At 64.4% G+C, this 16,301-nt stretch carries 12 protein-coding genes and 1 pseudogene; 6 read left to right on the top strand and 7 right to left on the bottom strand.

What is annotated here, in order from left to right:
* Positions 1–32 precede the first annotated feature (32 nt).
* The 4 genes from tcuB to H040_RS16150 all read right to left on the bottom strand — a co-directional run bounded on the left by tcuB (position 33) and on the right by H040_RS16150 (position 4,227).
* Positions 33–1,190: a tricarballylate utilization 4Fe-4S protein TcuB gene (gene tcuB / locus H040_RS16165; RefSeq protein ID WP_027916730.1), complete on the bottom strand. Its 1,158-nt coding sequence runs from the start codon at positions 1,188–1,190 to the stop codon at positions 33–35.
* Positions 1,177–2,622, bottom strand: coding sequence for an FAD-dependent tricarballylate dehydrogenase TcuA (gene tcuA / locus H040_RS16160; RefSeq protein ID WP_027916729.1), 1,446 nt, complete (start codon positions 2,620–2,622; stop codon positions 1,177–1,179). Before tcuA ends, tcuB begins: the two co-directional genes overlap by 14 nt.
* 115 nt (positions 2,623–2,737) lie before the next feature.
* Positions 2,738–3,673 carry a LysR family transcriptional regulator gene (locus tag H040_RS16155; protein WP_027916728.1) on the bottom strand — a complete coding sequence of 312 codons (936 nt, stop codon included), beginning with the start codon at positions 3,671–3,673 and terminating at the stop codon, positions 2,738–2,740.
* 74 nt (positions 3,674–3,747) lie between these two features.
* The gene (locus H040_RS16150; RefSeq protein WP_027916727.1) at positions 3,748–4,227 is read right to left on the bottom strand and encodes a GNAT family N-acetyltransferase; all 480 of its coding nucleotides are present in this window, start codon (positions 4,225–4,227) and stop codon (positions 3,748–3,750) included.
* 139 nt (positions 4,228–4,366) lie between these two features.
* Between H040_RS16150 and H040_RS16145 the strand changes: the two genes are divergently transcribed.
* The 5 genes from H040_RS16145 (at position 4,367) to H040_RS16120 (ending at position 8,398) form a co-directional block, all read left to right on the top strand.
* Entirely contained in the window at positions 4,367–4,996 is a 630-nt protein-coding gene (locus H040_RS16145; protein WP_027916726.1) for a LysE family translocator, read from the top strand.
* Positions 4,997–5,017: 21 nt separating this feature from the next.
* A complete protein-coding gene (locus H040_RS16140) occupies positions 5,018–5,890 on the top strand; it encodes an alpha/beta fold hydrolase (RefSeq protein ID WP_027916725.1) in 873 nt (290 codons plus the stop codon).
* Between the two features lie 100 nt (positions 5,891–5,990).
* Complete coding sequence (locus tag H040_RS16135) at positions 5,991–6,878, top strand: pirin family protein (RefSeq protein ID WP_027916724.1); 888 nt, start codon at positions 5,991–5,993, stop codon at positions 6,876–6,878.
* Positions 6,879–7,017: 139 nt separating this feature from the next.
* The gene (locus H040_RS16125; protein WP_050437153.1) at positions 7,018–7,935 is read left to right on the top strand and encodes a DNA-3-methyladenine glycosylase family protein; all 918 of its coding nucleotides are present in this window, start codon (positions 7,018–7,020) and stop codon (positions 7,933–7,935) included.
* 202 nt (positions 7,936–8,137) lie between these two features.
* Positions 8,138–8,398 carry a DUF1652 domain-containing protein gene (locus H040_RS16120; protein ID WP_027916722.1) on the top strand — a complete coding sequence of 87 codons (261 nt, stop codon included), beginning with the start codon at positions 8,138–8,140 and terminating at the stop codon, positions 8,396–8,398.
* Positions 8,399–8,415: 17 nt separating this feature from the next.
* On the opposite strand, the gene H040_RS16115 is transcribed toward H040_RS16120, so the two are convergent.
* The 3 genes and pseudogenes from H040_RS16115 to H040_RS16105 form a co-directional block, all read right to left on the bottom strand.
* Positions 8,416–9,027 (bottom strand): Yip1 family protein, encoded by a 612-nt coding sequence (locus H040_RS16115; RefSeq protein ID WP_027916721.1) that lies wholly within the window; start codon positions 9,025–9,027, stop codon positions 8,416–8,418.
* Between the two features lie 86 nt (positions 9,028–9,113).
* On the bottom strand, positions 9,114–9,401 hold the full coding sequence (locus tag H040_RS16110; protein WP_027916720.1) for a hypothetical protein: 288 nt from the start codon (positions 9,399–9,401) through the stop codon (positions 9,114–9,116).
* Positions 9,402–9,734: 333 nt separating this feature from the next.
* Positions 9,735–10,112 (bottom strand): annotated as a pseudogene (locus H040_RS16105) (T6SS effector BTH_I2691 family protein); the annotation flags it as partial.
* Positions 10,113–10,437: 325 nt separating this feature from the next.
* Between H040_RS16105 and mnxG the strand changes: the two are divergent.
* Complete coding sequence (mnxG, locus tag H040_RS16100; RefSeq protein ID WP_027916718.1) at positions 10,438–16,287, top strand: manganese-oxidizing multicopper oxidase MnxG; 5,850 nt, start codon at positions 10,438–10,440, stop codon at positions 16,285–16,287.
* Positions 16,288–16,301: the final 14 nt, after the last annotated feature.

Below are 16,301 nucleotides of genomic sequence, written 5' to 3'. Positions count from 1 at the left end.
CTTTTGTTGTTTTTTGAGGCGGGGCGCGATGTTCAGTCGCTGCCGGCATTGATCGGGTTGGGCTGGCGTTTCTCGATGGCGTGCTTGAGTAGCGCGGCGCTGCGGAAGATGCCGTGGGCGAACTTGCCGTAGGGCATGGTCAGGAAGAACGCCATCACCAGCCCCAGGTGCAGGGCCAGCAGCAGGCCAAGGGCGCTGGTTTCTCGAAACGCCAGCAGGGCCAGGCCGCTGGCGCTGACCAGCAACAGCAGGGCGATGAAACCGATGTCCATGGGCTTCTGCTCGCTGTCGCCGTGGGCGGGGTTGCGCTGCAGGTTGAGGTACAGCAGCCCGGCAGGGCCTACCAGCAGGCCGATGCCGCCGGCGATGCCGAGCATCACCGGCAGGCTCAGCACCGGGTAGGGCGCCGCCAGGCCCAGCAGGTAGTGGTAGAGCGTTGCGCTGGCGGTGGCGGCCAGGCACAGCAGGAAGCCGTAGAAGGTCAGGTGGTGGAAGCGCCGCCGCCACAAGGTGAAGCGGTCATCGGCGTCGTTGCACCCCTCGCCATGGCCACCGTCCAGATACTTGAGCTTGGCCACGCTGGCCGTCGCTTCCAGTGCAGCGGCAGATTTCAGCCTGGCGTCTGCCGCAGGTGGCGAGATGTCGCGCCAGAACCGCCGTACGCCCAGGCCCAAGGCGATGACTGCAAAGCCGAACACCGCGCCAAACATCAGCGCCAGGGTGTTGTGCGCAAAAATGCCATAGAAGTTGCCCCCAGGCATGGGCGTGAACAGGTTGCCCATGGCCAACAGGCTCAGGCACAGGAAAAGCACCAGGCCGAAGCCGCTGGCCAGCGCCAGGGTCAGGCCGTTGCGCTGGTACAGGCGGCCCAGGGCGCGGGGCCAGGCGTATTCGACGTAGGTGTTCAGGCGTACCTTGGCCATGGCCTTGGGCACGTTGACCTCGAAGGCGTGGGGCGCCGCGTACTGGCAGGCGTGCAGGCAGGCGCCACAGTTGTGGCAGAGGTTGGCCAGGTAGTGGATGTCGGCCTGGGCGAACTCCAGGCGTCGAGTCATCGCCGGAAACACCGCACAGAAACCTTCACAGTAGCGGCAGGCATTGCAGATGGTCATCTGCCGCTGCACTTCGCTTTCGTGCACATTCAGCACCGGGATCAGTTCGCTTTGTGCCTGTGGTTCAAACAGCTGCATGGCGCACCTCGCGGTTATCGACGAAGCCCGCGCTGGCCGCCGCCTGGACGCCGGCGATACGGCCGAATGCCGTGCCAATGGCCATGCCGATGCCGGCGGTGTAGCCCTTGCCCAGTACGTTACCGGCCATCATTTCTCCTGCGACGAAAAGGTTTGGGCTGGGCTTGCCGGCGAAATGCACGGCGGCCGTTTCGTCGGTGGCCAGGCCCAGATAGGTGAAGGTGACGCCTGGCTTGAGCGGGTAGGCGTAGAACGGCGGCTTGACCAGCGGGCGGGCCCAGTGGGTCTTGGCTGGGGTCAGGCCGGCGGTGTGGCAGTCGTCGAGCGCGGTGTGGTCGAAGGTGCCGACCTGGCAGGCGTTGTTGAAGGCCTCGATGGTCTGGCAAAACTGCGCTTCTGGCAGGCCCAGCTTGCGCGCCAGCTCCGCCAGGGTATTGGCCGTGGTGCCAGGGAACACCGGTGGCATGAAGCGGCCGATGGCCTGCTGGTCGATGATCGAGTAAGCCTGCTGACCCGGCTGGCCGGCCACCAGGCGGCCCCAGATGGCATAGCGTTTGGGCCAGAAGTCTTCGCCTTCGTCGTAGAAACGCTCGCCGTCGCGGTTGACCACCACGCCCAGCGACACGCAGTCGATGCGGGTGCAGATACCGCCGTCATACAACGGTGCGCGAGCGTCGATGGCGACCATGTGCGCCTGGGTCGGATCGCCGATGATGTCGGCGCCGAGTTCGCCCATGCGCTTGAGCAGGATGCCGGTGTTGAAGCGCGTGCCGCGGATCAGGAAGTTGTCCGACGGCCATTCGCCACGGGCGTTCTGGCCCCAGGCTTCACGCAACCACTCACGGTTGGATTCGAAGCCGCCCGCCGCCAGCACGCAGGCCCTGGCCTGGATACGTTCGGCAGGCAGCTGCCGACCCTCTGCTTCGCGCGCGGCCAGGTGGGCGGCGACAAATTTGCCGCCCTGCAGTTCGATATCGCTGACCGGGGCGTTGTAGCGCACCTGCACGCCAAGCCGTTCGGCACTGCGGAAGTAGGCGTTCACCAGTGCCTTGCCGCCGCCCATGAAAAACGCGTTGGTCCGTGCCACATGCAGGGCGCCAGACAGCGGCGGCTGGAAATGCACGCCATGGCGGCGCATCCAGTCGCGGCAGCTGGAAGAAGCGCGGATGGCAATGCGTGCCAGCTTTTCGTTGGTCAGGCCGCCGGTGACTTTGAGCAGGTCCTGCCAATACTCCTCTTCGGGGTAGGCATCGACCAGCACATCCTGGGGCGCGTCGTGCATGCACCGCAGGTTGCGGGTGTGCTGCGAGTTGCCGCCGCGCCACGCCCTGGGCGCGGCTTCCAGCAGCATGACGCTGGCACCGGCCTCGCGGGCCATCAGCGCGGCGCAGAGGGCGGCGTTGCCACCGCCGATTACAAGAACATCGATCATTTTCGCTCCTCGGTCGCAAGGAGGCGTGAACGAAGGGCCCCTTGCGAGTGAGGAGAAAGTAGGGGAGCCGGCCGGGCGCCGAAAGGCGGGCTACGGCATGGGGTGTTCAGTTTTACTAAAGGCTGGCGTCTTCGATCCAGGTTGCGCCTGGCCATTGCTGCTGGCTGACGAGCTGGCGCGCGACGTCGATGATCACCCGCCGGGTGGCCAGTGCGGCAGGTGACAGTTCATCGTCCGCCAAGGTTGCCAGCAGGTTGCGCCGGCCGACGTGGGCGTCGCTGATCTGCGCGACACACAGCCCGCTTTCACCCTTGAGCGCCGCTGCGGCGCCCGGCTGAATGGTGGCGGCATGGCCGGCACGCACGGCGTTCATCAGGACCGCCAGGCCATCGACTTCCATGATGATGTTCGGCACCAGGCCGAAGCGTTCGAAAGCGGCCATCAACGTCGAGCGCAGGCCATGCTGGGCGCTGGGCATGACCAGCGGCAGCTGGCCCAGATCGGCCAGCTGCACACTGCTGCCCGAGGGGGCGTGGGGGAGCTGTGGAGGGCTGATGACGAAGAGCTTTTCGTCGAGCAGCGGCGTCACGCTCCAGCGTTTACCCCCCTCGAGCTGGAAAAGGATGGCGAGGTCGATCTGCCGGGCATTGAGCTGCGCGGCGAGGTGCCCTGAAAGCATTTCCACCAGGTGCAGCTGGATATCGGGGTAACGCTCACGCATGGCGTTGATCAGCGGTAGTGCGAGCACGGTGGCGGTAGTGGGCGGCAGGCCGACGGTGACGTAACCGCTCATACGTCCACGGTGGGCGGCCAGAATGGCATTCTCGGCCTGGCGCAGGCTGAGCTGGGCATGGTGCAAGAAGGCCATGCCGGCGCTGGTTGGCGTGACCCCCGTGCTGCTGCGATTGAGCAGGCGGGTGCACAATTCGCTTTCGAGCTTGGCGATCTGCTGGCTCAGGGCGGAGACGCCGACCTCCAGTTCGAGCGCGGCGCGGCCAAGGCTGCCGTGTTCGATGATCTTGACGAAGTAGCGCAGTTGCCTGAGTTCCAAGGGTGGACTCCAGAGGGTTTGCCAAAGTGGTTGCGACATGCGGGTAAACGCGGATCAGGTGAAGCGTCAGTCGATCAACCCTGGGCAAACTGCAACAGCTTGTCGCCATCGAGCCGATAGCGCACCCACTCATCCTGTGGCTCGGCCCCCAGGGACTTGTAGAAACCGATCGCAGGTTCGTTCCAGTCCAGTACGCTCCACTCGAACCGCCCGCAACCTTTGGCCACTGCTTCGCGCGCAATGTGCCGCAACACATCACGACCTGCACCACCGCCGCGCTGCTCGGGGGTGATGTACAGGTCCTCCAGATAGATACCGTTGCGGCCCTGCCAGGTGGAATAGCTGTAGAAATACACGGCGAAGCCGATGGCCTTGCCGTCGCGTTCGCAGATCAGGCTGTGCACGGTGCTGCCGTCATCGAACAGGCTATGCTCGATGTCGGTAACGGTGGCAACTACCTCGTGACGGGCGCGCTCGTACTCGGCCAGCTCGGTGATAAAGGCGAGAATCTGCGCAGCATCACTGCGAACGGCGGGGCGGATGGTCAGGCTCATGCAGGGGCTTCCATGTTCTTGGGTGGATGGTTCAGTGGTGAGCGGTACAGTAATGTGTATCTGCATAATTTAAGGTAACTGTATCGGTCGCAGAGCAGGGCGACTCCGTTAGTGTGACAGCACCTGCAACGATTCTGGAATGCCTGCCATGCTTGCCTCTGCCGACCTGCTGACCGCCTTCGTGCTGTTTGCCTTCGTTTCCTCGATCACCCCGGGGCCTAACAACACCATGCTGCTGGCCTCGGGCGTGAATTTCGGGGTGCGCCGTTCGATCCCGCATGCCATGGGTATCAGCGTCGGTTTCATGGTCATGGTGCTCGCGGTGGGCCTGGGCCTTGGCGAGGTGTTCAAAGCCTGGCCGGTGCTGTACAGCGTGCTGCGCTACACCGGTGCGGCCTACTTGCTGTACCTGGCCTGGAAGATCGCCACCTCAGGGCCGCTTGGCGCTGACTCGCCAGGCGCGCGCAAGCCACTGGGGTTCTGGGGGGCTGCGGCATTTCAGTGGGTCAACCCCAAGGCCTGGGTGATGGCGGTGGGGGCGATTACCACCTACACGCCGGCCCAAGGCTACGTGACCAACGTGGTGGTAATTGCCGCACTGTTCGCTTTGGTCAACTTGCCCAGCGTCGGGGTATGGGTGATGTTCGGCAGCGCCCTGCGCAACCTGCTGCAGAACCCACGCTGGTTGATGCTGTTCAATGTCCTGATGGCCGTGTTGCTGGTGATTTCACTTTACCCATTGCTGTTTGTAGAATCGGCGTTTTCATGAACCGTCGAGTGCAGTAAACCAATGCAGCTGATCCCCTGGTCCTTCGAGACCTTCGAAGGCTTTACCTTGCGTGGCTGGCGCTCGCCAGCCAGCGGCAAGCCGCTGCTGCACTTCCTGCATGGCAACGGCTTCTGCTGCCTGGTCTACCAGCCGCTGCTGATGAGCCTCAGTGAACATTTCGATGTGTGGCTCAGCGATGTTCAGGGCCATGGCGACAGCGATCATGGCGGTGATTTCCGCGGCTGGAACCGTACCGCTGCGCTTGCGGCGCAAGCCTTCGATGCCGGCCGTGGGGAATATGGCGAGGTTCCCCGGTACGCAGTGGGGCATAGTTTCGGTGGTGTGCTCACCGGTTTGATGCTGGCCAGCCAGCCTGGCTTGTTTGCCCGGGCCGTATTGCTCGACCCTGTGCTGTTCAGCCAGCGCAGGATCGGCGTGATGGGCGCCGCTGCGCTGGTCGGCTTGCACCGCCGGCATACCTTGGCGCGCAAGGCTGCCAGCCGGTGCAGCCATTGGCCCGACCGTGAGTCGGCGCGGGCATCGCTGCATGGGCGTGGCATCTTCAAAGGCTGGAGCGACGCGGCGCTGCAGGCGTATGTCGAGCACGCGATTGGCGATTGCGATGAGGGTGTGGTGCTCAAGTGCCGGCCCAGCCGCGAAGTTGAGATTTTCAGCTCGTTCCCGTCGCGCATGTGGGCGCAGTTGGCTTCCATCCAGGTGCCCACGTTGGTGCTTTATGGCGAACAGACCTACCCCTTCGTGCCGCACTCGGCGCAGCGCCTGGCCAGTCTGAACCCTGAGGTGAGCGCCCTTCAGGTTCCGGGCGGGCACTGCTTCATGCAGGAAGACCCAGCGATGGCTGCGCAAAAGGTGCTCGATTTTCTGCAGGCGTGAGCGACTGTTCCATTATTGGGACGATCAGTGCCATTTAAGCTGGCTACCGGCTTATTGAGCTCATTGGTAAGGTTAGCCCAGCTTAGAGAGGAGACTTCTCATGAAAAAGATCCTGGGTATCCACCGTAGCCCTCACGCCCATTGGGTTGGCGATGGTTTCCCTGTGCGCAGCCTGTTCACCTACGACAATCTGGCGAGCAAGATCAGCCCGTTCCTGTTGCTCGACTATGCCGGCCCCTACGACTTCACTTCGACCAGTGACCGTCGCGGTGTCGGCCAGCACCCGCACCGCGGGTTCGAGACCGTGACCATCGTTTACCAAGGCGAGCTGGAGCACCGCGACTCGACGGGGGCCGGCGGCCTGATCGGCCCAGGTGACGTGCAGTGGATGACGGCCGCCAACGGCATCATCCACGAAGAGTTCCATTCTTCGGCGTTCGCCCGCAGCGGCGGCACGCTGGAGATGGTGCAGCTGTGGGTCAACCTGCCAGCACGTGACAAGCGTGCGGCGGCGGGTTACCAGACGCTGTTGTCGGCGGACATCCCCGTGGTGCAACTGGAAGGCGGCGCCGGCAGCCTGCGGGTGATCGCCGGTGGCTATCAGGGCCATTCGGGCCCGGCGCGGACCTTCACGCCGATGGACGTGTGGGACATGCACCTGAAGGCCGGTGCCAACCTGCAATTGCCAGTCGCAGCAGGTCGTAATGCCGCGCTGGTGGTGCTGCGCGGCAGCGTACGAGTCAACGGTGAGCGTGACGCGGGCCCGGCCAGCCTGGTGCTTCTGGAACGTGGTGGCGAAGATGTGGCCATCGAGGCGCTCGAAGGCGCCAGCCTGCTGCTGCTCAGCGGTGAACCGATCGATGAGCCGATCGTTGGCTATGGCCCGTTCGTGATGAATAGCCAGGCAGAGATTGCCGAGTCGTTCGATGACTTCCACGCCGGGCGCTTTGGACAGATGGCGGGCGAGGGGGCTGGCCTCGATCATTGATTGCCTGTACCGGCCTGTTCGCGGGTAAACCCGCTCCCACCGGATGACCACAGGGTCGAGCAATGTGGGTTCCCTGTGGGAGCGGGTTTACCCGCGAATACGTCGGTACAAGCGACACAAAACTTGGCATGATGCAGCGATGCCTCTGTCCCACTTGCACGCCGTGCACCGTTCACTCAGCGCTTCTGGCCAGCACACCGTGTGGCTGCGCTATCCCACACCCTACCACTGGCCTTCCACGCTGGCCTTCCTGGCCGCCCGCTGCATCCCTGGTATCGAAACCTTCCGCGATGGCACCTATCGCCGCAGTTTCACCGTGGCCGGCAAGCACGCTGTGCTCGAAGCCAGGCCGGCTAATGGCGACCGCCTGTTCATCCGCTTCAGCGGCGTGCCTGCCCGGTTCGTCCCCGCCCTGATTTCCCGCATCCGCCGCTTCTTCGACCTTGACGCCGACCCCGCACGCATTGCTGCCGAGCTGTCCCGCGACCCGTTGATGGCCAGGCTGCTCGCCGCCCACCCAGGCCTGCGCGTGCCGCAAGGCTGGGACGCCTGCGAACAAGCCATGCGCACGGTGCTGGGTCAGCAGATCAGCGTGGCCGGTGCCATGACCCTGGCCGGACGCCTGGTGGCGCGCCACGGCCAGCCGTTGCGTCTGCCGGCCGTTGGCCTGACACATGTCTTCCCGACGTCGAATGCGCTCGCCAACGCCGACCTGGAAAACCTGGGCATGCCCCGCGCACGCGCTGCCACCCTTGGTACTTTGGCGCGAGCGTTACTGGCGCAGCCAACATTGCTACGAACGGGCCAGGCGCTGGAACCGCTGCTGGCCAACCTCTGCCGCCTGAAAGGGATCGGTCCCTGGAGTGCCCACTACCTGGCACTGCGCCAAGCAGGTGCCCATGATGCATTGCCGCTGGGCGATGTGGCATTGGTCAAGGCGTTACGCCTGCTGGAAGGGCCTGACGCTCAACTGGCCGAGCGCGCCTTGGCCTGGCGCCCTTGGCGCGCATATGCCGCGCAGCATCTATGGGCGTCATTGGCTGATAAAAAAGGGTGACCGCCTGTCGCGAAGTGCTCGCATTCGATCGAACAGGCAAGGCCTCTAGTCGTTCTTCCACTAAGGTGCTAAAGGATTCTTTGCACGATCATTGCCCCGGCGCATGGACGGCCGCTTGGGCATGAGCAATATCAATTGGCACCCTGCCTGCCAAAGGCGTACTCACACATAACAGGCCATCCAGTACAGAGAGGGTCGTAACATGGCGTTGATTGGAGTTTCGATGCTGGAAATGCGGCAGATCATCGAGCAGGCCTGTCTGCCAGATCGCTGCGAAGTCAGCTGCCCGGACGGCACCACCCTGACCATTCGCCTGGGTCAGGGGCAAAACCTGGAGAAGGGCGTCACCCTCTCCGGGGTTTCGCTGCAGAGCTTGAACAGTTGCCGTGACCTGGTGCACCTGGTCGGCCAACTGCACACCCTGCGAGACAGCCACCCGGCGGCACTCAGGGCCATCGCCTGAGCACCGAAGTGCCCCGGTCAGCCGAGGCTGGCCGGGCGCACGTATTCCGGCGTCAGACCGGACCAGAACAGGATCATTGCCACCAGGATGGTCACCAGCAACAACAGCCCCACGCCCCAGACGCAGCTGGAAAACAGCATGGCCTGCTCCTTGCGCAGGCGCAGGAAGGTTTGCAAGCCGCCGTACAACAGGAGTGTGGCGTAGGCTGAAGCGGCAACCAGCACCAGCAGTGCCAACCAGCGAATCGGCAGCAGGCCGACGATGCCGGCGAAGAACCACGGCGTGGCGCAATAGGCGGCGAAGCCTATGCATTGATTGAGCGTCGGTTGCGTGTCGAAACCACGTGACATCCAGCGGATCATCACCCCCATCAACATTACCCCGACCACGGTGGTGGCATACAGCAGCCCGGCCAGTTGAGCGGCGCTGGCCATGCTCAATTGCACCCGCTCTTGTGCGGCCAGGCTCCAACCGAAGGTAGTGGTGCCGACGAACAGGCACAGGGCAGGGATCAGGGCCAGCGCCAACAAGCGCGGCAGGTACTGTTGCGGGTGGTCCTCCTCGGCGCGGCGGATCTCGATCCAGGCGTCGGAGGGGTGGGTGAAGAGCTTGAGCAACGGGCTGTTCATGGCGTTCTCCAGAAGGCTAGGCCTTTGTAGTTATGGAGATCCACCGTTTGCGTCAGGTTCAGCCCGCTGCGCCGCCGTTGATCGGCTTATTGCAGCTCCAGCAGCAGGTTCAGGCCGCCATCGCCGCATTTGCCATGGTCACGGACCACGCCACGATAACTTTGACCGTCCCATACGAATGCCACGCTGTGCGCGCGCTCGACCTTGTCCGGCAGCGGCGGGCAGATGTGCAGGCGCAGGGCAGGGCGGCCCTGCAGGCTGAGGGCCGCCATTTGGCATTGGCATTCAACGCTCAAAGCCACGGGGCCGAACAGGGTGTCGCGGACGTAATCGAGCTGCAAACTGGAATTGGGCGCGCGGCCAGGCATCTTCATGTTCATGGCTGCTGGATTCCTGGGCGTTGGCACAGCAGGTTAGGCTGGATGGGCATAGGTGTCAGGCTCCTGGCAAAAGGATGGCACGTATCAACGTTTTGAAGCTTGCCGGAGCTGGATGTTCAACTTGTTTCAGTGATTTTCATGGATTTTTTTACGTGTGCCGACGAAGGGTTACTGGCGGCCCTGTGAACCGTGAATCGGCTTGTTTTAGCCATCAGTTGCGTGGGTCATTTGGGTTTGCGCCTGGTTCATTGAACAGGCACCTCTTCAAACGCCTCAGGCGGTGCAGGTGCTGCCCGCACGTTGAAAAGTAGGCAGATGATGTACCAGCAGCTGCTCGGCGGGCATCAGGTCACCCATCTGGTGCGGGTAGGCTGACACCGACAGGCTCAGGTCCAGGGCCATGCCTTCGGCATCGATGAGCAGCACCACGGCAGGGATCTTCGGTTGGGTGTAGCGGCAGTGGCGCGCCAGGGCATGAAGGCTTGGCGCATGTGCCGCTTGCGCCACTTGCGCATGGCCAGCGAACCGGTGATGCGTGCTGTCAAGGTAGGGGGCCACAGGGGCGGGCTGTAGGCGATCCAGAGTGCCTTGGCATGGGTTTCACAGGTGTCGGCCCAGACCCAGCCCATCGCGTTGGGTGCCTTTCATGAACACCTAGGCATAACCAGGGCGCAAGGCGCGCAGGGTGTAGGCGGAGTGCTGCAGCGTGGGGGCGCGGCTGACAGGGGCGTCACTCATCGGCTGATTGCTCGTAGTGGTCGGATGCATGGCGATCAGGCGCAATCACGCAGACCCCGAACACTATCGAGGAATCAATTCTCGGAGCAGTTGGACGCTTCTCAACGCTTTGTAGCATTCTTCGACGTGGAAACGACAATGCCTATCATCCCCCGATTCGGGGAATTGCCATGGGGAATCCTCCCCAATCTGTTGCGCTACGCACCTAAGTCACTGAAATAAAAAGCCATTCGCAAATGGCACACACCTTGCTGAAACCCTCCACAGTGTCCCTGTGTCCCGGAGGTGCAGCATGTCGATCCCGAACAAAGGCCCCGTCCTGACATCACTTGTCTTGGCCTTGTTTGGCTGGGAAGCGACCAGCGAGGCTGCCGTGCAGTGCCAGCGCACCCTGGTGGCCAATGTGGTGGCCCTGGACCAGCCACTGATGTTCAACCGCCTTGGTGCGCAGAACGCCAACGGCATGATCTACGCCCTGCGCGAGGATGTGGTGGATGAGCGCCAGGTACCGCTGAGCAAGGGCGGGGCCGCCGTGCCGGGCAAGGTCACCCTGCGCCCCGACAAGCGCCCACGGCCGATCGTGCTGCGCGTAGCCGCCGGGGACTGCCTCACGGTCAACCTCACCAACCTGCTCGACTACAGGGCCAACCCCAACAAGCATGGCATTGAAGCCGAAGTGCCTGAGGGCGAAGGGGGGCCGCAGACCGAGGTCGAGAACGAAGCCGGTGAAGGCTTTGTCGCCGATGAGCAGGTGGCCGAGCGCATGGTCGGCTTCCAGGTCAACGGCCTGCAGGCGGTCAACAGCATTGCCGACATCTCCGCCAACACCGGCCGCAACGGCAACTTCCTGGTAAGCCCGGGCAGCACTCGCAGCTACACCCTGTATGCCGAACGCGAAGGGGCGTTTGCTGCCACCAGCAAGGCCGCCACCTTCGGCGGCGAGGGGACTGCCGGTAACGTCGCCAACGGCCTGTTCGGCCAGGTGGTGGTGGTGCCCAAAGGTGGGCGCACCTACCGCAACACCCTGACTGAAGAGGAAATGCGCCTGGCCACCACCGGGCGTACCGCCACCGGCCAGCCAGTGATCGACTACGAGGCCCGCTACCCGCAGCGCGAGCCGTGGGTGACCGAGGGCAAGGCCGGCAAGCCGATCATTGCAATGATCGACGGCAACGAGATCCTCAACAGCGAAACCGATGCCATCGTCATGGGCCCCAACCCTGATGGTAGCTTCCCCAAGTCCACCTATCCGCTGGAAAACATCGGCAAGCGCAACCCGGCACTGCCCAACCGGCTCGAGGCGTTCCGCGACTTCGCCTCGCAGTTCGCCGACGAAGTGGCCGGCACCCAGGCCTTCCCCGGCTACTGGGCCGACCCGGTCATGGGGCATGTGCTGGAACCGGCACGCGACTCGTTCATGATCAACTACGGCTCCGGCGGCATGGGCGCCGAGGTGGTCGCCAACCGCCTGGGCGTGGGGCCGATGCATGACTGCCTGTCGTGCGCCTACGAAGAGTTCTTCCTCAGTGCGCACACCGTGGGCGATGTCGGCACCTTGGTCGATGTGCCGGCCAACGTCGGCCTCGAACATATCCGCCCCGGCGAAGTGCCGCCGGCCAGCGCCACCGGCGTCAAGGCCAGCATGGCCCTGTACCCGGCGGAACCTGCCAACGTGCATCACAGCTACATCGGTGATTTCACCAAGTTCCGCAACACCCACAACGGCCACGAGCAGCACATCTTCCACCTGCACGGGCACCAGTGGTTGTTCAACCCCAATGACGACAACTCCGACTACATCGATGCCCAGGGCATCGGTGCGGGTGTCGGCTACACCTACGAAATTGCCAATGGCGGCTCGGGCAACCGCAACCGCGTGGCCGGCGACGCCATCTACCACTGCCACTTCTACCCGCACTTCGCCCAGGGCATGTGGGCCATGTGGCGGGTGCATGACGTGTTCGAGGAGGGCACCCGGCTGGACGTCAGCGGGCAAGGCGCGAACGGCTTCCACAGCACCCCGTTCGCACTGCGCAGCGGTAAACCCGCTGTCGGGGCACGGGCACTGCCCGACGGCGAGATCGTTGCCGGCACACCGATCCCGGCTATCGTGCCATTGCCTGGCAAGGCCATGGCGCCGATGCCTGGCAAGGTCGTGGTTGTGCCCAAGCTCGCTGCCGAGCAGGTCGCCACCAACGACGACAACCCACCTGAAATGGACGGTGATGACGACCACGCCCCCCCACCTGGCGCAGCCAAGGCAATTGGTTCACTGGCCCTGGTCGACCGCAGCGAAGCCAACCGCAATCCTGACGGCACCCTGAAGAACCCAGGCTACCCGTTCTGGATCGGTGGCATGGAAAGCAGCGTCGGCAACCGCCCGCCAACCCCGCCACTGGACATGCTCGACCCGGCTCTGGCCCGGCAGCTCAAGGACAGCGGCAAGGCCCTGTGGGCCAACCTCGACCCCAACCAGGTCGATGGCTGGGACGGTGGCCTTGGGCGCCACGCGCTGGACGGTCTATCCGCTGGCGGTGAGGCCGTGACCACCACCACCAAGCTGGATTTCTCCAAGGTGGTGCACCGGGCCAAGCCGATCTACCTGCCGGAAGAGGGCACCGACGTCGAGCAGGCCGCCATGCAGTTCCACGCCATGGCCGAGCACCCCAGCTACGCGCTGATCCCCGGCAGCCAGCCGGTGCCCAAGGCCTTCCGCACCAACGGCGCGCTGCCGACTGCAGGCGCACCGTTCTACGAGCCGTGCATGGATGACCGTGGCAAACGCCTGACCCAGTCTTCGGGCGTTGGCGAATTCTTCAGCGGCGAAAGCCTGACCGGCATCAACTTCCGCGGCGCGTCCAGCTTCACCGCCGACCGCCCGCGCATCTACAAGGGTGCCAACATCCAGTTCGACGCGGTGTACAACAAGGTCGGCTACCACTTCCCGCAGGCGCGCATCATCGCCTTGTGGGAGGACGCCTGGCCGGTGATCACCAAGCAGCGCCCGCCAGAGCCGCTGGTGATGCGCATGAACACCTTCGACTGCACCATGTACCAGCACACCAACCTGATCCCGTCGTTCTATGAAATGGACGACTACCAGGTGCGCACCCCGACCGACGTGATCGGCCAGCACATCCACCTGCCCAAGTGGGACCTGACCGCCGCCGATGGCTCGGCCAACGGCTGGAACTACGAAGACGGCATCCTCTCGCCCGGCAGTGTGGTCGAGCGCGTGCATGCCATCCGTGCCTTCAACAACTGCAGCGAGGGTGACACTCGCGACGGCACCGCCGCCTGCCCGAAAGCCAAGCAGCACCCGTACTTCGGCCGCTTCGGCCGGGCAGACTGGCTCGGTGCCCGCACGGCCATGCAGCGCTGGTTCGCCGACCCGCTGGTCAACGTGTTCAACGTCGACCGCGGCCTGGGCACCATCTTCACCCACGACCACCTCGGCCCATCGACCCACCAGCAGCTCGGGCTCTACGCCACCGTGCTGGCTGAACCGGCCGGTTCCACCTGGTACCACGCCGAAACCGGCGAGAAGCTGTACGACCCGGCCACTCGCCAGGACGGCGGCCCGACCTCGTGGCAGGCAGTGATCCAGACGGGCGACCACGATGGCGATGGCAAGAACGACAGCTACCGTGAGTTCTTCCTCGAGTACAGCGACTTCCAGCATGCTTATGAAGCGGGCGTGTATGTCGGTGCCGGCCCGGATGGCATCCCCAATGCCCAGTCGTTCCCGGCCACCGCCGACAGCTTCCGCTACGCCATCAACCCGCCGGTGCGCGGCAAGGCGTCGAACCTGCTCGAAGCCATCGTCGAGGAGCGTGGCGGCATCAACCCAGGTTGCCCGAGCCGGCCTTGCCCGCAGGCCATCTCGGTCGATGACCCCGGCATGTTCGTCGTCAACTACCGTAACGAACCGCTGGCCCTGCGCGTGTTCGACCCGAACAAGGTCGGCCCGGACGGCAAGCGCGGCATGCAGGCCGACGGCCTCGGTGGCGACCTCAGCTACGCCCTGCAGACCCGCACCGACCGCGCTATCCCGGCGATGAACATGGCGCCATCGGCGATCACCTCGGCGGTCGGCCCCACCGGTGGTACCACGCGCTTCCCGCCGCACATCAATAAGGCTGGCAGCGAACCGGGCGACCCGTTCACGCCCATGCTGCGTACCTACAGCGGCGACAACGTGCGCCTGCGCATGCACGCCGGTGGCCATGAAGAGGAGCACAACGTCACCCTGCATGGCGTGAAATGGCTGCAGAACGGCTCGGGCTTCGGCAACAGCTCCAACTCGGGCTGGAAGTCGTCGCAGATGATCGGCATCTCCGAGCAACTGGGCTTCATGGCACCGGTGTCGATGATCTCCAGTTCTGCCGCCACCAATGGTGACTACCTGTACTCGCTGGACGCAGCGCTGGAAGGCTACTGGAACGGCATCTGGGGGATTATGCGCAACTACACCGCGCAGCGTGCCGACCTGTTCCCGCTGCCCAACAACCCGCAGCCGGTAGCCATGCGCAACACCGTGAACTTCGACGGCATCTGCCCGAAAACCACGGCCAACCCCAACGGCATCGGCACCCGTGCCACGGTCAAGCGCAGCTATGAGATCGTCGCCGCGCTGGCCAACGACATCCTGGAAAACCGCAACGGCGTCGCCATCAATGACCCCGCCGGGATTGGCCAGCATGTCGGCGGCCCGCTCAGGGCCAATGGCGGTACCCTGGTATTCAACAACCGCAAGACCAGTATCCCGCTGGTGAGCGGGGTCGACCCGGAGGACGGCGAGCCGTTCAGCATCGGTGGCCACAGTGCGCCGCTGCATGACCCGACCGCGATCCTGTACGTGCGCAAGGCCGACCTCGACGCCACCACCGGCAAGCTGAAGGCGGGTGTACCTGTAGAGCCGCTGATCCTGCGTGCCAACGCGGGTGACTGCATCAGCATCACCCTGGAGAACCGCCTGCCCGAGGTGATGCCGGACCTGCCCAGCACCGCGGTGATGCACAACGTGGTCAAGCGTGACCGCTTCGACAGCGAAGGCGCCACCGCCTTTGCCAACAACCTGATGCGCCCGTCCAGCCACGTCGGCCTGCACGCCCAACTGCTGGCCTACGACATCACCAAGTCCGATGGTGCCAACGTCGGCCTCAACCCGTTGCAGACCGTGCCGCCCCGGGCCGGCAACAGTGGCGCCTACCCGAGCAAGGTGTACCAGTACTACGCCGGCCACCTGGAGCGTGAAGGCAAGCCGGTGCTGCAACTGGGCCGCACGGTGGACAACATCAACTCCACGGCGATCGAGTTCGGTGGCCTGAACCTGACCCCGTCGGACTTCATCAAGCAACCGCAGAAGGGCCTGGTCGGTGCCATGAGCGTCCTGCCGCAGACCGCTACCTGGACCGAGGACAGCGCCAGCCGTGCCCAGGCCACGGTGAAGGTTACCGGTCAGGCGGACTACCGCGACTTCGTCACGGTCTGGCAGCGCGCGCTGAACATGCGCTGGGCCGATGGCCGCCCGGTGGAAGGCATCAACACGGAAGGCAACGGCGCGGCGGGCGACCCGCAGGACAATGGCAACATGGCCGTCAACTACCGCACCGAACCGCTGTGGCTGCGCTTCGGCATGGCCCCGGACTCGCCATTCGGCCGTGCCAACGGCCTGGGCTTCGGCGATGTGCCCAACGCCCACATGGCCTACGCCAATGCCCTGGTCGGCGGCGACCCGCTGACCCCGGTGCTGTACGCCAAACCGGGCCAGCCCGTGCGCAACCACATCGTCATGCCCAGTGGTGGCAGCCGCGGCATGGTCTACCAGTTGGACGGGCATGTCTGGCCGCTGCACAGCTACCAGGCCGAGAAGAACGACCTCAACGGCTACCCGATGAACCTGCCAGGTATCGGCTCGGTACGCTTCGGCCTCAACCCGATGGCCATGTACATCGGTGCCCAGGAGAGCGTGCTGCCAGCCGCGCACTTCAGCTTCATGCTGCCCAGTGCCGGTGGCGCCAACGCAGTGTCGGGGGACTACCTGTTCCGCGACTATGCCGCCTACGGCAACCTCTCGGGACTGTGGGGCATCCTGCGGGTGACCAATGACCTGCCGCCGGCATCCGCCGCGGGCCAGTAAGGGAAGGGGAGCGC

The organism is Pseudomonas sp. URMO17WK12:I7, assembly GCF_003269045.1.
GTDB lineage: Bacteria > Pseudomonadota > Gammaproteobacteria > Pseudomonadales > Pseudomonadaceae > Aquipseudomonas > Aquipseudomonas putida_J.
The sequence above is the reverse complement of the archived record's forward strand: the minus strand, read 5'-3'. Positions and strand labels throughout refer to the sequence as shown.